Annotated in this window: 15 protein-coding genes and 1 tRNA gene; 4 read left to right on the forward strand and 12 right to left on the reverse strand. The window is 67.5% G+C overall.

Translation table 11 applies throughout. The features are described 5' to 3' along the window. Positions 1-11: 11 nt before the first annotated feature. Both nrdD and EBL85_RS04165 read left to right on the forward strand, forming a co-directional pair. A complete protein-coding gene (gene nrdD / locus EBL85_RS04160; protein ID WP_123139442.1) occupies positions 12-197 on the forward strand; it encodes an anaerobic ribonucleoside-triphosphate reductase in 186 nt (61 codons plus the stop codon). 7 nt (positions 198-204) lie between these two features. Then, a complete protein-coding gene (locus tag EBL85_RS04165) occupies positions 205-927 on the forward strand; it encodes an anaerobic ribonucleoside-triphosphate reductase activating protein (protein WP_123142248.1) in 723 nt (240 codons plus the stop codon). Positions 928-973: 46 nt separating this feature from the next. Here the strand turns inward: EBL85_RS04165 and EBL85_RS04170 are convergent, their stop codons facing one another. The 7 genes from EBL85_RS04170 to zwf form a co-directional block, all read right to left on the reverse strand. After that, positions 974-1,375 (reverse strand): septal ring lytic transglycosylase RlpA family protein, encoded by a 402-nt coding sequence (locus tag EBL85_RS04170; protein ID WP_223806060.1) that lies wholly within the window; start codon positions 1,373-1,375, stop codon positions 974-976. Between the two features lie 213 nt (positions 1,376-1,588). Further along, complete coding sequence (locus EBL85_RS04175; RefSeq protein ID WP_123142250.1) at positions 1,589-3,214, reverse strand: murein L,D-transpeptidase; 1,626 nt, start codon at positions 3,212-3,214, stop codon at positions 1,589-1,591. 75 nt (positions 3,215-3,289) lie between these two features. Continuing rightward, the gene (locus EBL85_RS04180) at positions 3,290-4,783 is read right to left on the reverse strand and encodes a SpoVR family protein (RefSeq protein ID WP_123142251.1); all 1,494 of its coding nucleotides are present in this window, start codon (positions 4,781-4,783) and stop codon (positions 3,290-3,292) included. Further along, on the reverse strand, positions 4,780-6,051 hold the full coding sequence (locus tag EBL85_RS04185; protein WP_123139447.1) for a YeaH/YhbH family protein: 1,272 nt from the start codon (positions 6,049-6,051) through the stop codon (positions 4,780-4,782). Before EBL85_RS04185 ends, EBL85_RS04180 begins: the two co-directional genes overlap by 4 nt. Positions 6,052-6,154: 103 nt before the next feature. Then, entirely contained in the window at positions 6,155-8,077 is a 1,923-nt protein-coding gene (locus tag EBL85_RS04190) for a PrkA family serine protein kinase (RefSeq protein ID WP_123139448.1), read from the reverse strand. 469 nt (positions 8,078-8,546) lie between these two features. Beyond that, entirely contained in the window at positions 8,547-10,208 is a 1,662-nt protein-coding gene (gene pgi / locus EBL85_RS04195; RefSeq protein WP_123142252.1) for a glucose-6-phosphate isomerase, read from the reverse strand. Positions 10,209-10,599: 391 nt separating this feature from the next. Next, complete coding sequence (gene zwf, locus EBL85_RS04200; RefSeq protein ID WP_123142253.1) at positions 10,600-12,069, reverse strand: glucose-6-phosphate dehydrogenase; 1,470 nt, start codon at positions 12,067-12,069, stop codon at positions 10,600-10,602. A gap of 110 nt (positions 12,070-12,179) precedes the next feature. On the opposite strand from zwf, the gene glgA reads away from it, so the two are divergent. Next, positions 12,180-13,715: a glycogen synthase GlgA gene (gene glgA / locus EBL85_RS04205; protein WP_123139451.1), complete on the forward strand. Its 1,536-nt coding sequence runs from the start codon at positions 12,180-12,182 to the stop codon at positions 13,713-13,715. Positions 13,716-13,730: 15 nt separating this feature from the next. Here glgA and panD read toward each other — a convergent pair whose 3' ends face one another. The 4 genes from panD to pcnB all read right to left on the reverse strand — a co-directional run bounded on the left by panD (position 13,731) and on the right by pcnB (position 17,675). After that, on the reverse strand, positions 13,731-14,111 hold the full coding sequence (gene panD / locus EBL85_RS04210) for an aspartate 1-decarboxylase (RefSeq protein ID WP_062275550.1): 381 nt from the start codon (positions 14,109-14,111) through the stop codon (positions 13,731-13,733). 166 nt (positions 14,112-14,277) lie between these two features. Then, positions 14,278-15,123 (reverse strand): pantoate--beta-alanine ligase, encoded by an 846-nt coding sequence (panC, locus tag EBL85_RS04215; protein WP_123139452.1) that lies wholly within the window; start codon positions 15,121-15,123, stop codon positions 14,278-14,280. A gap of 317 nt (positions 15,124-15,440) precedes the next feature. Next, on the reverse strand, positions 15,441-16,244 hold the full coding sequence (panB, locus tag EBL85_RS04220) for a 3-methyl-2-oxobutanoate hydroxymethyltransferase (protein WP_123142254.1): 804 nt from the start codon (positions 16,242-16,244) through the stop codon (positions 15,441-15,443). A gap of 54 nt (positions 16,245-16,298) precedes the next feature. Then, a complete protein-coding gene (pcnB, locus tag EBL85_RS04225) occupies positions 16,299-17,675 on the reverse strand; it encodes a polynucleotide adenylyltransferase PcnB (RefSeq protein WP_123139454.1) in 1,377 nt (458 codons plus the stop codon). Between the two features lie 156 nt (positions 17,676-17,831). On the opposite strand from pcnB, the gene EBL85_RS04230 reads away from it, so the two are divergent. Further along, positions 17,832-17,906, forward strand: a tRNA-Glu gene (locus EBL85_RS04230). 99 nt (positions 17,907-18,005) lie between these two features. On the opposite strand, the gene ffh is transcribed toward EBL85_RS04230, so the two are convergent. Then, complete coding sequence (gene ffh / locus EBL85_RS04235; RefSeq protein WP_123139455.1) at positions 18,006-19,418, reverse strand: signal recognition particle protein; 1,413 nt, start codon at positions 19,416-19,418, stop codon at positions 18,006-18,008. Positions 19,419-19,772: the final 354 nt, after the last annotated feature.

Consider the following 19,772-nt stretch of genomic DNA (forward strand, 5'->3'; position numbering starts at 1 on the left):
ATCTCCACGCAATGACCGACACCAACATCGAACTCAAGCCCGAAGAGCGCACTCAGTGCGAGGTCTGGACCCGCGTGATGGGCTATCACCGTCCGGTCTCGGCGTTCAACGGCGGCAAGCGCGCCGAGCACGCCCAGCGTCGCTACTTCACCGAGAACCCCACCGATCGCAAGGACAGTGAGCGCGCCGCGGCCTGACCCCGGCATGCACGACCGAGCCGAAGCCGACGCGCTGCGCGTCGGCGGCCTGACCCCGCTGACCACCATCGACTACCCGGGTGAGCTGGCTGCGGTGATCTACTGTCAGGGCTGCCCCTGGCGCTGTCGCTACTGTCACAACGGCCACCTGCTCGAGCAGGACGCGGGCGACGGGGAGACGATTGCCTGGGATCAGGTGATGGACTTCCTGGAGGATCGCCGAGGACTGCTCGACGCGGTGGTGTTCAGCGGCGGCGAGCCGACCGTGCAGGGCGCGCTCGGCGCGGCGATGCGCGCCGCACGCGCGCTCGGCTTCAAGGTCGGGCTGCACACCGGCGGCGCCTACCCGCAACGACTGCGGCGGATCCTGCCGCTGGTCGACTGGGTCGCGCTCGACATCAAGGCGCTCGCCGACGACTACCCGGCGCTCACCGGGGTGATCGGCTCGGGCGAACCGGCGTGGGAGAGTCTCGCACTGCTGCTCGCCTCCGAGGTGGCACTGGAGGTCCGCACCACGGTCCCGCCGGGCTGGGGGCTGGAGCAACTCGCCCCCCTGGTCACGGCACTCGCCGAGGCCGGCGTGCGCGACTACTGTCTGCAGCGCTGCGACGCGACCCTGAGCCTCGACCCGGGGCTGCGCGAACTGCCCGCCACCGCCCTGCGCCAGCTCGTCACCGAACTCCCCACCGAGCGCTTCGAGCGCTTCGAGCTGCGCGGCGCGGGATACTGATCGCGACGCCGCCCCGGCGCCGCCGGGAGGCGTCGCAGCGGCTCGATCAGAACAGCGCCATCAGCACCGCCTGCGCCTCGGCCACCGTCTGTCCCGAGGGCGTGACCGGTTCGTCGACATCGAGGATCCGCAGCTCGACCCGCGCCAGTCCGGTGTGCAGCATGCCGAGCGCCTTGGCCGCGCCCTTCGAGAGATCGATCGACCGCCCATCGATATAGGGTCCCCGATCATTGATGGTGACCACCACCGACCGACCATTGTCCTTGTTCTTGACCCGCACCCGGGTACCGAACGGCAGGGTCCGATGTGCCGCGGTCAAGGCATGCATGTCGAACCGCACCCCACTCGCGGTGAGCCGGCCGTTGAAACGATCGGCATAATAGGACGCAACCCCCTCGCTCACGCTCGCCTCGACCAGCGCCCCGGCGCACGCCAGGGACAGCGCCACCAACGCGCCAATCCATCTGCTGTTCAAAAGCCTTCCTCCGCCTGCTGTCTCGCCCCACCCGGACCATCGCGGACACGCACGGGCGCGCCGTGACCGACGACCATCGGGGTCGCGGCGATGAGCGGGGAGGCATGGATTCGAAATATGACCGGATTCTAACCGCGCACAGAGGAAAGACGAAGGGACCCCGGGGCGCAGCAGGGCTCTCCGGACTCAGCTCCCGTCTCCGGCCTGGCCGAGCCGCAGCGGGTCCTCGACACCCTCGAAGTCGATACGACTGCCACGCACCGGCGCAAAGAAGGCCTCGCGCAGCGCCGGGTCGCGATCATAGACATCGTCGCGAAAGACCAGCCGGCCTGCCGCATCGGCGCTTACCGTCAGGTAATAGAGCAGCACCGGCAGGGGGCGTTCGAGATGGATGTGACGGGTGCGACCGCGAGCGATCTGGCGCTCGATCCGCTCGCGGCTCCAGGCGCTCCCCTCGAGCAACGCCGTGGCCAGCTCGAGCGGCTCGTCGACCCGGATACAGCCGTGACTGAAGGTCCGCTGCCGTCGCGAGAACAGCCAGCGGCTCGGGGTGTCGTGGAGATAGATCGCATGGCGGTTGGGGAACATGAACTTGACCCGCCCCAGGGCATTGTCGGCGCCGGGTTTCTGCACCAGCTGATAGCGCCGATAGTTGCTGGCGTCGCCCCCCCGTCGTACCGCCCCGCTACGACGATCGACCAGCAGATAGTCCTGCGAGACCCAGCCCATCCCCTTCTGGATCGACACCGGCACCGTCCAGGTCGGGTTGATCACCAGATGGTCCATGCGATCGCGAAACATCGGCGTCTGATCCTCGACGCTGCCGACGATCGCCCGGGTCTGCCAGACGGCCTCGCCGCCGCGCACCAGCACCACCCGATAACCGGCCAGGTCGACGAACAGATGGTCCGGCGGCAGCTCGGCATACAACCAGCGCATCCGCTCCAGATTGATCAGCGCGCGCTCGATCCGCGCGGCATCGATCGGGCGGTTGAGGACCGCCAGGGTCCGGGGCCCCACCACACCGTCGTCGACCAGCCCGTAGCGCCGCTGCAACTCGCGCACCGCCTCGCGGAGCTCGGCATCGAAGCGTCGTGCCGTCTCGTCGCCCGCCGCCGGCAGCGACTCGCCGGCGATCAGACGGACCCGCTCGCGCACCCCGACGACCCGCTCGCCGCGGCTGCCGAGGCCGAGCGGCGGACCGGCGGGCAGTGGAGGCAGGTCGAGCAGGTGGTCCTGGGCGACATAGTCGCGCAAGGCGCGGCGCAGATCGCGATACCAGAAGGGCAGCGAGAAGCGTCCGGCCAGGGCCTCGGCCATGTCCTCGGCGGCGAGCGCCAGGCGCATGTCGGCGAGGATCTGCGCCGCCGCGACCGGCGCGCGATCATTGTGCCCGGGCGCGACCTGTACCGGGTCGAGCTTGCCGTAGCGGGTGTGATGGACATAGCGCAGCAGCGCATCGCTCAGCAACAGCTCCAGCCCGACCCGCGCCCGTTCGTCACGCGGCGGCGCAACGGTCAGACGGGCGAGCGTCGCGAGATGGAAGTCTTCCGGCGAGAAGCCCTCGCGCTCGACCCCGGCGAGCAGCCGGGCGAGCGAGCCGACCCGCGCCCGCGAGGTCCACACCGGACGATGGTCACGCGCGGCATAGAAGACGGCGAGCAGTCTGGGAGCATACATCCGGCGCCCCTCGGGCAGGGGCGAGGTCTCGGCCAGGGCGGCATCGAGCGCCGGCCAGGACCCAGCGGCCAGCGGCGAGGCGTGGAGGAGGAAGAGCAACAGCCCGAATGGGAGGATGCGCCAGCGCGCCATCGGATACCTGCGAAACGGATCGAACGTCCTTGCGCGGACGTCCATCCAGGCCGCCCGCCCCCAGTCATGCAGCGCTCAGGGGCACTCGCCGACGAGCTGTACCCGCCCCTGCTCGTCGACCGACTCGAGCCTGACCTTGAAGCCCCAGAGCCGATGCACGTGACGCAGCACCTCTTCGGCCGATTCGTCGAGCGGGCGACGGTTGTGCCGGAAGTGACGCAGGGTCAGCGAGCGATCACCGCGCCGGTCGACGTGATAGACCTGCACATTGGGTTCGCGACTGCCGAGGTTGTACTGCTCGGCGAGGGCCTGGCGCAGCGCCCGATAGCCCTGCTCCTCGTGGATCGCGGTGACCTCGAGCTGCTCCTCACGGTCGTCGTCACGCACCGCGAAGAGATGGAACTCGCGCATCAACCGCGGTGACAGGTACTGGGCGATGAAGCTCTCGTCCTTGAAGTTGCGCATGGCGAAGTCGAGCACCTGCAGCCAGTCGCCACCGGCGATGTCGGGGAACCACTCGCGGTCCTCGTCGGTCGGCGCCTCGCAGATGCGACGGATGTCGCGCATCATCGCGAAACCCAGCGCATAGGGGTTGATGCCGTTGAAGTAGGGCTTGTCGAACTCCGGCTGATAGATCACCCCGGTGTGCGACTGCAGGAACTCCATCATGAAGCCGTCGCCCACCAGCCCCTCGTCGTAGAGGTGGTTGATCAGGGTGTAGTGCCAGAAGGTCGCCCAGCCCTCGTTCATCACCTGGGTCTGGCGCTGCGGGTAGAAGTACTGGGCGATCCGGCGCACGATGCGCACGATCTCGCGCTGCCAGGGCTCGAGCAGCGGGGCGTTCTTCTCGATGAAATAGAGCAGGTTCTCCTGCGGCTCCTCCGGCCAGCGCTCTTCGCGTTGCTCATCACCGACCTCGGGACCCGGCGGCAGGGTGCGCCAGAGGTCGTTGACCTGCGACTGCAGATAGGCCGCGCGTTCCTCCTGACGCCGCTGCTCCTCGGCCAGGCTCAGCGGCGAGGGACGCTTGTAGCGGTCGACCCCCTGGTTCATCAGCGCGTGACAGGAGTCGAGCAGCAGCTCGACGGCCTCCTCGCCGTGGCGTTCCTCGCACTCGGCGATGAAGCGCCGCGCGAACACCAGATAGTCGATGATGGCATCGGCGCTGGTCCAGGTGCGGAACAGATAGTTGCCCTTGAAGAAGCTGTTGTGTCCGTAGCTGGCGTGGGCGATCACCAGCGCCTGCATCGGCAGGGTGTTCTCCTCCATCAGATAGGCGATGCAGGGATCGGAGTTGATCACGATCTCGTAGGCCAGTCCCATCTGACCACGCCGATAGGTCTGCTCGGTGGCGACGAACTGCTTGCCGAACGACCAGTGCTGATAGTTGATCGGCAGCCCCACCGAGGAGTAGGCGTCGATCATCTGCTCCGAGGTGATGACCTCGATCTGGTTGGCATAGGTGTCGAGCCCGTAGACGTCGTGGGCGATGCGCCCGATCTCGCGGTCGAAGCGTTCGAGTAGCGGGAAGGTCCATTCCAGCGACTCGGAGATGATGCGTGAGCTCATGCCGGCTCCCTCCTGAACAGCTCGCGGAACACCGGGAAGATGTCGTCGGCGCCGTCGATCTCCTGCATCGCGAAGTGCGGGTGCAGCGCCATCACCTCCTGATAGGCGTACCACAGGCTCTGGTGCTGGCGCGGGGTGATCTCGACATAGGCGAAGTAGCGCATCAGCGGCATCAGCTTGTCGACGAGGATGTCGCGACAGATGTTGGAGTCGGAGTCCCAGTTGTCGCCGTCCGAGGCCTGAGCGGCATAGATGTTCCAGACGCTCGGGTCGTAGCGCTCGCGGAGGATCTCGTGGGCGAGGTTGAGCGCACTCGAGACCACGGTGCCGCCGGTCTCGCGCGAGTAGAAGAAGTCCTGCTCGTCGACCTCTTGGGCGATGGTGTGATGACGGATGAACACCAGGTCGATCTGATCGTAGTTCCGCTGCAGGAACAGATAGAGCAGGATGAAGAAGCGCTTGGCGAGGTTCTTGCGCACCTGATCCATGGAGCCGGAGACATCCATGATGCAGAGCATCACCGCCTTGCTGGTGGGCTCGGGCTGCTTGGTGAAGCTCTGGTAGCGCAGATCGAAGCTGTCGATGAAGGGCAGCGCGGCGACCCGCGTCTTGAGCGCGTCGATCTCCTCGCGCAACGCCACCACCCGCGCGTCACGCTCGCCGGCGCCGCCGGCGAGCAATGCCGCCAGCTCCTCCTCGAGCTCGCGGATACGCGCCCGCGACGGTGCACCGAGCGCGGTACGCCGCGCGATCGCCCCCTTGAGCGAGCGCACCACGTCGATGTTCGAGGGCGAGCCGTCGGTGGCATAGCCGGCGCGCACGTTCTTGAACTCGGTGGTGCCCATGAGCTGGTTGCGCACCAGGTTGGGCAGCGCGAGGTCCTCGAACAGCAGGTCCATGAACTCCTCGCGCGAGAGCTCGAAGACGAAGTCGTCCTCGCCGCGACCGTCCTTGCTCGCCTTGCCCTGACCGCCGCCCTGACCGCCACCGCCCGGGGGCCGACGGATGCGATCGCCGGTCTCGAACTCGCGGTTGCCGGGATAGACCTGGTCGCGGGTACCGCCGCTGCCGTGGTGGAGCAGCGGCTCGGAGATGTCGCGCGCGGGGATGCCGACGCGCTCGCCCGAGTCGACGTCGGTGATGCTGCGCTTGTTGACCGCCTCGGCCACGGAGCGCTTGAGCTGACTCTTGTAGCGCCGGATGAAGCGCTGCCGATTGACCGCGCTCTTGTTCCTGCCGTTCAGACGGCGGTCGATGAAGTGTGACATAGGACCGCTTCGCTCACCGTTGCTGAGGACCACCCCGGGCACGCGGCCCGAGGCTGGTCGGGGTGCGCCCACACCGGGCGGGCGCCCGTCACCTGGACGCGGATCAGTGCGCCTTGCGTACCCGCAGATACCACTCCGAGAGCAACCGCACCTGCTTCGGGGTGTAGCCCTTCTCGGTCATGCGGTCGACGAACTGGTCGTGCTTCTTCTGCTCGTCGGCCGAGGCCTTGGCGTTGAAGGAGATCACCGGCAGCAGCTCCTCGGTGTTGGAGAACATCTTCTTCTCGATCACCAGGCGCAGCTTCTCGTAGCTGGTCCAGCGCGGGTTGGCTCCACCATTGTTGGCGCGCGCGCGCAGCACGAAGTTGACGATCTCGTTGCGGAAGTCCTTGGGGTTGGAGATCCCCGCCGGCTTCTCGATCTTCTCCAGCTCCTCGTTGAGCGAGGCGCGATCGAGCATCTCGCCGGTATCGGGATCGCGATACTCCTGATCCTGGATCCAGTAGTCGGCGAAGGTGACATAGCGGTCGAAGATGTTCTGGCCGTACTCGGCATAGGACTCGAGATAGGCCGTCTGCAGCTCCTTGCCGATGAACTCGGCGTAACGCGGCGACAGATACTGCTTGATGAAGCCGAGATAACGTTCCTGCACCTCGGGCGGGAGCTGCTCGCGAGCGATCTGGCGCTCGAGCACATAGAGCAGGTGCACCGGGTTGGCGGCCACCTCGGCATGATCGAAGTTGAACACCTGGGAGAGGATCTTGAAGGCGAAGCGGGTGGAGATCCCGCTCATCCCCTCATCGACCCCGGCATAGTCGTGATACTCCTGCACCGACTTGGCCTTGGGATCGGTGTCCTTGAGGTTCTCGCCGTTGTAGATCCGCATCTTCGAGTAGATGTTGGAGTTCTCCGGCTCCTTGAGCCGGGTCAGCACCGAGAACTGCGCCATCATCTCCAGGGTGCCCGGGGCGCAGGGCGCGTGCGACAGCGAGCTGTTGGCGAGCAGCTTGTCGTAGATGCAGACCTCCTCGTCGACGCGCAGGCAGTAGGGCACCTTGACGATATAGACGCGATCGAGGAAGGCCTCGTTGTTCTTGTTGTTGCGGAAGCTCTGCCACTCCGACTCGTTGGAGTGGGCGAGGATGATGCCCTGGAAAGGCAGCGCCGAAAGCCCCTCGGTGCCGTTGTAGTTACCCTCCTGGGTGGCGGTGAGCAGTGGGTGCAGCACCTTGATCGGTGCCTTGAACATCTCGACGAACTCCATGATGCCCTGGTTGGCGCGGCACAGCGCACCGGAATAGCTGTAGGCATCGGCATCGTGCTGGGCGAAGCGCTCGAGCTGACGGATGTCGACCTTGCCGACCAGCGAGGAGATGTCCTGGTTGTTCTCGTCGCCCGGCTCGGTCTTGGCGATGGCGATCTGCTCGAGTACCGAGGGATAGACCTTGACCACCCGGAAGCGGGTGATGTCGCCGTGATACTCCTGCAGCCGCTTCACCGCCCAGGGCGACATGATGGTGCGCAGATAGCGCCTGGGGATGCCGTAGTCGTCCTCGAGGATCTGACCGTCCTCATCGGGCGAGAACAGCCCCAGCGGCGACTCGAACACCGGCGAACCCTGGATGGCGTAGAAGGGCACCAGCTCCATCAGCTCCTTGAGCTTCTCGGCCAGCGAGGACTTGCCGCCGCCGACCGGGCCGAGCAGATAGAGGATCTGCTTCTTCTCCTCGAGCCCCTGGGCGGCGTGCTTGAGATAGGAGACCAGGTGCTCGATCGACTCCTCCATACCATAGAACTCGGAGAAGGCCGGGTAGCGCTTGATCACCTTGTTCTGGAAGATCCGGCTCAGCCGCGGGTCGTCGCTGGTGTTGACCAGCTCCGGCTCACCGATGGCCTGCAGCAGCCGTTCGGGCGCACTGGCATAGGCACTGGGGTCGGTCTTGCACAGTGCCAGGTATTCGTCCAGGGTGAGCACCTCCTCGCGGGAGGCCTCGTAGCGCGCCTGGTAGCGTTCGAAGATCGACATAGACTTACCTCTCCTCGGAACCTGAGTGTGCCTGCTCGATCCGGCTCCGGCTCTGCCGGAGGCTCGGGGCGGGCAGGACGGAACACAAGAGCCTCCAGGTGGAGCGCAAGATTCAGGCCATCAACCAGCGTCCGTTGCTGGAGCACCTGGGACGACCTGTGAGAACCGGGCCATCAATGACAGCGGCGATCAAGGCCTGAGACCCAGGTGATGGATCCGGGTTCGATCGCTGCATCTGTTCGGTGCATGGAGCGGAACATGCCCCGCGTCCGTCTCGACGGATACGCCACGCCAGTCAGGCGGCGACCGGGCCGGACACGACGGGCGCCGGTCGGGGTGATCGCAACCGGGGCGAAGGCCAAGGCCCCGCCACCGAACGCCCCGCGACCACCACCTCAGAGGAGAAGGTTGGGCGACACCCAGCGCGATTCAACGCGCCGGCGCCCGATCGCTCACCCCCGGCGATCCCTCAGCGCCCCCTCTCGACTGCACCGCGCAGGTGCAGATAGGTCTCGAGTAGTGCACGGGTCGAGGCGTCATGCCCCTCGCCCGCGCCCCCGTCCTTGAGCTCGCCGAGGATCACCCCGGCGAGCTGCTTGCCCAGCTCGACCCCCCACTGATCGAAGGAGTTGATCCCCCAGATCGCCCCCTGGGTGAAGATGCGGTGCTCGTAGAGGGCGATCAGCGCGCCCAGGGTGAAGGGCGTCAGCCGCTCCATCAGCAGGGTGTTGGTCGGGCGGTTGCCGGGGAAGACGCGATGCGGGGCGAGCGCCTCGACCCGCTCGTCGGAGAGCCCGGCGGCGCGCAGCTCGGCGCGCGCCTCATCCAGGGTCCGCCCGCGCATCAGCGCCTCGGTCTGGGCGAAGCAGTTGGCCATCAGCTTGTCGTGATGATCGCCGAGCTCGTGATGGCTGCGCGCGGCGCCGATGAAGTCGGCCGGGATCAGCTGGGTGCCCTGGTGGATGAGCTGGTAGAAGGCATGCTGGCCATCGGTGCCGGGCTCGCCCCAGACCACCGGACCGGTGGTGTACTCGAGGGTCTCGCCGTCGCGCCCGACCCGCTTGCCGTTGCTCTCCATGTCGCCCTGCTGGAGATAGGCCGGCAGCAGCCGCAGCGACTGATCGTAGGGCAGCACCGCGTGGGTGCGCGCCCCGGCGAAGTTGGCATACCACACCCCGATCAGTCCGAGCAGCACCGGCATGTTGCGCTCGAGCGGTGCGGTGCGATGGTGCTCGTCGATCGCGTGCGCGCCCTCGAGCAACTCGACGAAGCGCTCGAAGCCGACCGCCAGCGCGATCGGCAGCCCGATCGCCGACCACAGCGAATAGCGCCCGCCGACCCAGTCCCAGAACTCGAACATGTTGGCGGTATCGATGCCGAAGGCCGATACCCGCTCGGCGTTGGTGGAGACGGCGACGAAATGGCGCGCCACCGCACCCGAATCGCCGAGCGCCGCAAGCAACCAGTCGCGCGCGCTCGACGCGTTGGTCATGGTCTCCTGGGTGGAGAAGGTCTTGGAGGCGATCACGAACAGCGTCGTCTCCGGATCGAGCCCGCGCAGCGTCTCGACCAGATGGGTGGCATCGACGTTGGAGACGAAGTGCACCCGCAGCTGATCGCTGCAATAGGGCGAGAGCGCGGCGCACACCATCTTCGGCCCGAGGTTGGAGCCGCCGATGCCGATATTGACCACATCGCTGATGCGCCGCCCGGTGTGCCCGGTCCAGCCCCCCGAGCGCACCTCGCCGACGAAGCGCTCAATACGCGCGAGCACGCCGTTGACCAGCGGCATCACGTCCTCGCCATCGACCACCATCGGCCGGTTGCTGCGGTTGCGCAGCGCCATGTGCAGCACCGCGCGATGCTCGGTGACATTGATCGGCTCGCCGCCGTAGAGACGCGCCTGCCAGCCGGGCAGGTCGGCCGCGCGCGCCAGCTCCAGCAACAGACGCAGGGTCTCGTCGGTGAGCAGGTTCTTGGAATAGTCCAGGTGCAGGCCGGCGACCGACAGCCGCATCCGCTCGGCGCGGCCGGGATCGCGCGCGAACAGGGTGCGCAGATGGTGCTCGCGCATCTCCTCCCAGTGCTGCTGCAACGCCTGCCATTGCGGGGTGTGACTGATCATCGACATGCAGACTCTCCTTGCGAACGTGAGAATGGACGGTCGACCGCAGCGACACCACGCGCCCCGGCGACCACACCGCGACAGCATACTCGGATCACGATGACGACCCGATGTCGGGCGGCCAGCGGCCAGCGGCCAGCGGCCAGCGGCCAGCGGCCAGGAGATTGAACCGCAAAGCCGCGAAGGGCGCGAAGGGGGAGAAGCGTCCAGCGATCAGCCTCCAGCCTACCCTCAACCACGGGCGTCCAGAACGCAGGGGCGCCGGATGGGGGTGCGGACACCGCCGCGGCTGACCCCGCTGGCGACCGTTGGCCGATGGCTGGCGGCTGGCGGCTGGCGGCTGGCGGCTGGCGGCTGGCGGCTGGCGGCTGGCGGCTGGTAGCTGAGACCCCCGCCCTCAGCCAGCCAGGGCGTTGCGCCAGTCCTGGTCGTCGCGGTCGAACAGACGGCTGGCCTCGGGCGGGCCCCAGGAGCCGGCGGCATAGGTATGGATGAAGTCGCGCTCGACCGCCCAGCGCTTGAGCACCGGGTCGATCACCCGCCACGCCCACTCGACCTCGTCGGCGCGCAGGAAGTGGGTACGATCGCCGCTGATGGCATCGAGGATCAGCGCCTCGTAGGCGTCGATATGATCCGGCGGCAGGCCGCAGCTGCTGGCGTCGAGCCGCTCGGTCTGGGTACGCAGCTCCAGTCCCGGGCGCTTGACCTGCAGCTCGATGCGCATGCACTCGTGCGGCTGGATGCCGAGCAGCAGCCAGTTCGGCCGCAGCCGCTCGATCGCGGTGTGCTGGAAGAGCTGCTGGGGCGGGTGCTTGAAGCGGATGGCGATCAGCGACTCGCTGCTCCCCATCCGCTTGCCGGTACGCAGGAAGAAGGGCACGTTGCGCCAGCGCCAGTTGTCGATATAGAGCTTGAGCGCGGCATAGGTCTCGGTGGTGCTCTCAGCCGCTACCCCGGGCTCGTCGCGATAGCCCGGCACCGTCGTCTCGCCGACCCGTCCCGCGCCATACTGGGCGCGCAGCGCGTGGGCGTGGACGGCCTCGCGGGCGATCGGCCGGATCGAGCGCAGCACCTTCACCTTCTCGTCGCGCAGCGCATCGGCATCGAGGCTCGCCGGCGGCTCCATCGCCACCAGGGTGAGCAGCTGCAGCAGATGACTCTGGATCATGTCGCGCAGCGCGCCGACCCCGTCGTAGAAACCGGCGCGCGCGCCGATCCCCTGGGACTCGGCGTGGGAGATCTGCACATGGTCGATATAGTTGCGATTCCACAGCGGCTCGAGCAGCAGATTGGCGAAGCGGAACACGAGCACGTTCTGCACCGTGCTCTTGCCCAGGTAGTGATCGATGCGATAGATCTCCTCGCCCGGGAAGGCCTCGCGCAACCGCCGTTCGAGCAACCGCGCGCCCTCCAGATCGAGCCCGAAGGGCTTCTCCACCACCAACCGCGACCAGCCGCCGGCACGACTGGCGAGCCCGGCGGCGGCGAGCCGCGCGGCGACGCCGGCGTGGAACTCGGGGGCGATCGCCAGATAGCTCAGCAGATTGTCCGGGGCCTCGGGCAGGGCGCGCAACCGCTCGGCCAGCCGCTCGAAGTCCTCCGCGCGTTCGAGATCGCCGGTGACGAAATGCAGTCGCCCGAGCAGACGCTGCACCACCGGGTCCTCACAGACCCGACGCTCGGCCAGCGCGGCGCCGACCCGCTCGCGCCACGCCTGATCGCTCCAGGGACGACGACCGACGCCGACCACCCGGGTCGCCGGATGCAGCCGCCCGGCCGCCTCCAGCCCATAGAGCGCGGGCAACAGCTTGTGCTCGACCAGATTGCCGGTGGCCCCGAAGATCAACAGGATGCAGGGTTCGATCATGGGCAGATTATCTCGCTGGTGCACAAATATGATAATTTGAAGGCTGTCACCCTATTGCCAAGCCGGGCCCGGCACTTCCCGCCGCGACGCCCGTAGCCCAAGGACCGTTCATGGAACTCCCCGTTCCCCCGATCTCCCCTGCCCTGCCGGACCCGGACGGACTGCGCATCCTCGTGGCGAGCAGCGAGGCGCACCCGCTGATCAAGACCGGCGGCCTGGCCGACGTCGCTGCGAGCCTGCCGGCGGCGCTGCGCCAGCTCGGCCACGACGCGCGGCTGATCATGCCCGGCTATCCGAGCGCGCTGCGTCAGCTGCTCGAGCCGAAGACGCGTTGCGAGCTGCGCATCCCCGGCGCGCGCACCAGCGTGCGCATCGTCGAGGGTCTGCACCCGGACCACGGTCTGCCCGTCTATCTGGTCGACGCCCCGGACTACTTCCACCGCGAGGGCAGCCCCTATACCGATATCAGCGGTCGCGACTGGGGCGACAACCCCGAGCGCTTCCTGCTGTTCTGCCGCACCCTCGCACAACTGGCCATGGGGCTGCCGGCGGTGGGCTGGCGTCCCGAGGTGCTGCATGCCAACGACTGGCAAACCGGACTCACCCCGGCGCTGATGCACGACCTGCCCGAGCGCCCGGCCACCGTCTTCACCATCCACAACCTCGCCTACCAGGGGCTGTTCGATCGCGCCACCTTCGATCGCATCGGCCTGCCTGCGGCGCTGTGGAACGTCGCCGGGATCGAGTTCCATCAGCGCATGTCCTTCATCAAGGGCGGCATCGTCTTCTCCGACCGGGTCAACACCGTCAGCCCGACCTATGCCGACGAGATCCGCACGCCGCGCTTCGGCTGCGGCCTCGACGGGCTGCTGCGCCAGCTCGGCGGACGCTTCAGCGGCATCCTCAACGGCATCGACTATGGGGTGTGGGATCCGCAGACCGATCCGATGATCCTGCAACAGTTCGATGCCGAACACTTCGGGCTGAAGACCGAGAACAAGCTCGAACTACAGCGCGAGTTCGGCCTGCCGCGTCACGAGGAGGCCTTCCTGCTCGGCTATGTCGGGCGACTGGTCGAACAGAAGGGGGTGGACCTGATCCTCGCCATCCTGCCCGACCTGCTGCAGGACGCCAACGTGCAGGTGGTGCTGCAGGGCGTCGGCGATCGTCACACCGAACAGGCGCTGCACGAGGTCGCCAGGACCTATCCGCGCCAGGTCGGCGTGCTCATCGGTTATGACGAGATGCGCGCGCACCGCATCGAGGCCGGCTGCGACACCTTCCTGATGCCCTCGCGCTTCGAGCCGTGCGGGCTCAACCAGCTCTACAGCCTGCGCTACGGCACCCCGCCGATTGCCCACTGCACCGGCGGTCTGGCCGACACCATCACCCCGGTCGATGCCGAGACGCTCGCCGCGGGCACCGCCACCGGCTTCCTGTTCGAGCGCTCGCGACCCGAGGAGCTGCACGCCGCGGTCGATCAGGCCCGCCGTCTCTATCGCGAACAGCCGGAACAATGGCGCAGACTGGCCACCACCGGGATGATGCAGGACTTCAGCTGGGAGGCCAGCGCGCAGCACTATCTGCAACTCTACGAGGCGGCGCTGGAGGAGAGAGGGGTTCAGGCCGACGTGCTGTCGGCCTGAACCGGGCGTCCAGGCTCAGGCGGCCTGGGCGGGGATGGCATCGCCGGTGCGCAGCACCTGGTTGCGCTCGTCGAGATAGACCAGCGCCGGCTTGTGGGCGTCGGCCTCGGCCTCGGTCATGGTGGCGAAGGCACAGATGATCACCCGATCACCGGGCGCGGCCTTGTGCGCCGCCGCACCATTGACCGAGATCACCCGCGAACCGGCCTCGGCACGGATCGCATAGGTGGTGAAGCGCTCACCGTTGGTGACGTTGTAGATCTGGATCTGCTCGTACTCGCGGATCCCGGCCAGCGCCAGCAGCTCGTCGTCGATGGCGCAGGAGCCCTCGTAGTCCAACTCCGAGTGCGTCACGCAAGCGCGATGCAGCTTGCACTTCAGCAAGGTCAAATGCATGTATCCAATCCTCTGATGGGCCCCAGCGGGACCAGGTCGGCCGTCGTCCGACGGCGGACATTCGATGTGATGACCAGGCTAGTCTAGCGCGTCCCCTGCTGCGACGCAGCATCGGACACGCGCCGCGCCCGGAGACGGCCTGACCGAACGCCCCGGGCGCATTGAATCAGCGACGCACCCGGCGATTGTCGATCAGTCGCGCCCGTCCCAGCCGTGCGGCGGCGAGGATCACCAGGTCGCGCTCGTCGCTCTCCGGCGGCGCGAGATCGGCGGCACGACAGACCTTGAAGTACTCGGGCGCAAAGCCCTCGGCCTCGAGCGCCCGGCAGGCTGCCAGCTCGAGTTCGACGAACGGACGACCGGCGCGCACTGCCGCAGCGGCCTCGTCGAGCACCCGGTTGAGTGCCGGCGCGCGCTCACGCTCGGCGGCGGTGAGATAGGCATTGCGCGAGCTGCGCGCCAGCCCGTCGGGTTCGCGCACGGTCTCGACACCATGGATCGCCACCGGGATCGACAGGTCCTCGACCATGCGCCGGATCACCAGCAGCTGCTGGAAGTCCTTCTCGCCGAACACCGCCACGTCGGGCTGCACCATGTTGAACAGCTTGCAGACGATGGTCGCCACGCCGACGAAGTGACCGGGACGGCTGGCGCCACAAAACAGCGCCGAGATCCCAGGCACCTCGACCCGGGTCTGCCCCGTCTGGCCGTTGGGATAGATGGTCTCCACCGCCGGCGCGAAGAGCAGATCGCAGCCGCCCGCGGCGAGCTTGTCGCGATCGGCCTCCGGGGTACGCGGATAGGCATCGAGATCCTCGCCGGGACCGAACTGCAGCGGGTTGACGAAGATGCTCGCCACCACCCGGTCGGCACGCTCGGCCGCCGCGCGCACCAGGGTCAGATGGCCCTGGTGCAGATTGCCCATGGTCGGCACCAGGGCGATGCGCTCACCGGCGGCGCGCCACTCGGCCAGACGCGCGCGCAGATTGGGAAGATGCTCGATACGCTCCATTGATCTCTCGGTTGGTTCAGATCGGTGTACGGGACCCGGGATCGGGCCCGCGAGACGCCACGACACGCCGCCGCACCGATCGGGCAATGATCGGTCATCGACGCCGCGCTCGCCGCGACATTCGGCAATGTCCATTGGACGACACGGACACCGCGCGGAGCGATGTCCACCCGCAGCACTGAAGGCTGCCGGCCCCGACGCAGAGGTCGGGGTCAGGAAGCGACCGGGGCCGGCGCCGCTGCTCGGCGGCCGGACGACGGCGCGAGGGGCGAGCGGATCGGGTTCCGCCCGCGCCCCGGGTCCACGAGTACGTGGACCTAGTAGGCGATCTCGGGAGCGCTCGGGAAACTGCCCTCGCGCACCGCGGCGACATAGGCGTCGACGGCACCGCGCACCGAACCGCCGGCGACCGTGAAGTCGCGACTGAAGCGGGGCGCGCGCCCCGGGTTGAGCCCGAGCATGTCCTGCAGCACCAGCACCTGACCGTCGCACTCGGCCCCGGCGCCGATGCCGATCACCGGGATGCTCAGGGTGCGGGCGATCTCGCCGGCGAGCGCCTGGGGAACGCACTCGAGCACCAGCAGCGAGGCGCCGGCGTCCTGCATCGCCAGCGCGTCGTGGCGGATACGCTCGGCCGAGGCATGGTCGCGCCCCTGGAAGCGATAGCCTCCGAGCTGGTTGACCGATTGCGGCTGCAGCCCGAGATGGGCGCACACCGGCGCACCCTGCGCGACCAGTTGGCGCACGGTATCGAGATAGGGCTCACCGCCCTCGAGCTTGACCATCTGCGCCCCGCCCTCCTGCATCAGGCGCGAGGCGCTCTCGAGGGCGCGCTCCGGCGTGGCGTAGGACATGAACGGCAGGTCCGCGACCACCAGCGCACGACTCGATCCCCGGGTAACACAAGCGGTGTGATAGACCATCTGGTCGAGGGTCACGGGAACCGTGGTCGGGTGCCCCTGCAGCACCATCCCCAGCGAATCCCCCACCAGCATCACCTCGACCCCGGCCTCGTCGAGCAGACGGGCGAAGGTGGCGTCATAGCAGGTGAGGACGGCGATCCGCTCGCCGCGTGCCTTCATGGCGGCGAGGGAGGCGACAGTGGTCGGTGAAGCGGACATCGGCGACTCCGGGGTCTAGGTACTTCGGAATAAGGAAAGGCCGGGGCGGCGGCGTTACTGCGCGCCCTTGGCCGCACCGGCGCTCGACTCGCCCCCACCATTGCTGCTGGCGCCACCCGACTTGCGCCGACGCCGCCGCCGTGGCCGGCGACGGCGCGCGCCACCCTCGACCATGCTCGCCCGTTCCTGGCCACTGGCATCCTGGAAGCGGGTCCACCACTCGGCCAGCTCCCGATCGACCTCGCCGGCCTCGGCACGCAACAGCAGGAAATCGTAGGCGGCACGGAACCGCGGATGGGTCAGCAGCCGGAACGGGCGCTTGCCCTCGCGCTGCTCGAATCGCGGCTGCAGTGCCCAGATCTCGCGCATCGGCAACGAGAAGCGCTTGGGGACCGCCACCCGCGACTGCTGACGGACACAGACCTCGGCGCTGACCTGAACCATCGCCTCGTTGATCTGCATGCCCTCGGCGACCATCCGCTCGACCCCCGCGCGCACCGGCTCCCACAACAGGACGGCGAACAGGAAGGCCGGGGTGACCGGCTTGCCCGCTTGGATGCGCGCATCGGTGTTGGCGAGACCGCGGCTGACCAGGGTGATCGGGAAATCATGGTCCTCGCACGCGAGCGCCGCCTCGGTATCCGGGAAGAGCAGCGCGAAGAGGCCATAATGACGCAGCTTCTCGAAGACGTCGAGTCCATAGCCGGCGTGGAAGAGCTTGATCAGCTCGTCGAAGAGCCGCGCCGCCGGCACCCCGTCGAGCAGATGACCGAGTTCGAACAGCGGGCGCTCGGTGGCCTCCTCGATGCTGAAGCCGAGCTTGCAGGCAAAGCGCACCGCCCGCAGCATCCGCACCGGATCCTCGCGATAGCGCTGTTGCGGATCGCCGATCAGACGCAGCTTGCCGGCGCGCAGGTCGGCCAGGCCATCGGCATAGTCGATCAGCGAGAAGTCCTGGATGTTGTAGTAGAGCGCGTTGATGGTGAAGTCGCGCCGCAGTGCATCCTCGGCGATGGTGCCATAGGCGTTGTCGCGAACGATCATGCCGTTCTCGACACAGCGCTCGCCCTCCTCCGCCTCACCCTCACCGTTGCCGCGGAAGGTGGCGACCTCGATGATCTCGCGACCGAAGTGCACATGGGCGAGACGGAAGCGGCGCCCGATCAGCCGACAGTTGCGAAAGACCTGGCGGACCTGCTCGGGCGTGGCGTCGGTGGCCACGTCGAAGTCCTTGGGCTCGTGACCGAGCAACAGGTCGCGCACCCCGCCGCCGACGAGATGGGCCTGAAAGTTCTCCTGCTTGAGCCGGTACAGCACCTTGAGAGCATTGGCGCTGATGTTGGCGCGCGAGATCCCGTGCTCGGGACGCGGCACAATCAGGGGCGTCGTCGCGGACGGGGTCCGCGTGATGTCGTTATCGGATTCCTGCATCACCGTTATGGGCGCATTCCTTGGGCGCTGGGCGGGGTCCGCGTGACGGTCCCGGACGGGACTTCGGGGCGCGACGCCGCCGGTTGGAAGAAGAATGGTAACAGACGCTTGTACTCTTACCTGATCCCGGTATAATACGCGCTTCTTTGCTGCGCCGCTCCCTTCGTCTAGTGGTTAGGACGTCGGCCTCTCACGCCGGTAACAGGGGTTCGAATCCCCTAGGGAGCGCCACCTTTACGAAAAAGGGGTCTTGCCTTCGCAAGACCCCTTTTTTCATGCCCGCCTTCTGGCTCGAACCGGGGCAATGCCCATCGCCCCGGTCGACAGCGGCTACATCGGGAAACCGCCCCCCGGGGGCATGCCGCCGGGCGGGAAACCACCGCCGCCACCGGGGAAGCCGCCGGGCATCTTGCCCTGCATGGCGCGCATCATCTTGGCCATGCCGCCGCCCTTCATCTTCTTCATCATCTTCTGCATCTGGGTGAACTGCTTGAGCAGCTTGTTCACATCCTGCACCTGGGTCCCCGAACCGGCAGCGATGCGCCGCTTGCGCGAACCCTTGATCAGCGCCGGGAAACGACGCTCGTGCGGGGTCATCGAGTTGATGATGGCGATCAGCTTGCCCAACTCCTTGTCGCTGGCCTTGTCCTTGAGGTGATCGGGGACCTGGTTCATCCCCGGCAGCTTGTCCATCAGCCCCATCATGCCGCCCATCTTGACCATCTGGTCGAGCTGCTCCTTGAAGTCGGCGAGGTCGAAGTCCTTGCCCTTCTTGAGCTTGCGCACCAGCTTCTCGGCCTGATCCTGATCGACCTTGGACTGCACCTCCTCGACCAGCGAGACCACGTCGCCCATGCCGAGGATGCGCGAGGCGACGCGGTCGGGATGGAAGGGCTCGAGCGCGGTCGAGCGCTCGCCAGTGCCGAGGAACTTGATCGGCTTGCCGGTGATCTGGCGGATCGACAGCGCCGCGCCACCGCGCGCATCACCATCGGTCTTGGTCAGCACCACGCCGGTCAGCGGCAACGCCTCATCGAAGGCCTTGGCGGTATTGGCCGCGTCCTGACCGGTCATGGCGTCGACCACGAACAGGGTCTCGACCGGATCGAGCGCGGCGTGGACGGCCTTGATCTCGTCCATCATCGCCGGGTCGACGTGGAGTCGACCGGCGGTGTCGACGATCAGCACGTCCTTGAAACGCTTGCGCGCCTGGGCGAGCGCGGCAGTGGCGATCTCGACCGGATCCTGCTCGCCGCTGCTGGGGAAGAACTCGGCGCCGACCTCTCCGGCAACGGTCTCGAGCTGGTCGATGGCCGCCGGGCGGTAGACGTCACAGCTGACCACCATCACCGACTTCTTCTGCTTCTCCTGCAACCAGCGCGCGAGCTTGCCGACACTGGTGGTCTTGCCCGCGCCCTGCAGGCCGGCCATCAGCACCACCGCCGGCGGCTGCGCCGAGAGATCGAGCGACTCGTTGGCCTCGCCCATCAGCGAGACCAGCTCGTCGTTGACGATCTTGATCAGCACCTGACCAGGGGTCAGACTCTTTGATACGGTCTCGCCCAGCGCCTTCTCGCGCACCTCCTCGACGAAACGACGTACCACCGGCAGGGCCACGTCCGCCTCGAGCAGGGCCATGCGCACCTCGCGCACCGCGTCCTTGATGTTGTCCTCGGTCAGTCGCCCCTGACCACGCAGGTTATTCAGGACGCCGGCGAACCGGTCCTGGAGATTCTCGAACATGCTCTGCCTCGAAGTCTTTGCCGCGCCAGGCGCGGGTGATGAAAAGTCCCGTGCCACCACGGCTTACAGCTTAACCTGCGAGTATAATGCAGCGTTTGCAGCGGACTCTACAGCCCAGCGCCGCGACCGACCCGCCGCGCGCGGCGCCCCGCAAGGCTCGCCGCCCCCGTTGCTCGCGCCGCACCGGCGGCGGCCGAGGCGGTCCGCGTCGTTGTCAAGCGCCCCATCACGAGGGCATGATTGGGCCATGCAACACATCATCGTGCCGAAAGATTCGAGCGCCGATCGGCGCAACGGCGGCCCCGGCCTCCGTGACGCGCCACCCTCGCGCGCGCCGCGCCCGACAGGTTGCCG

Origin of the sequence: Marichromatium sp. AB32 (genome assembly GCF_003718675.1) — a bacterium.
Classification (GTDB): Bacteria; Pseudomonadota; Gammaproteobacteria; order Chromatiales; family Chromatiaceae; genus Marichromatium; species Marichromatium gracile.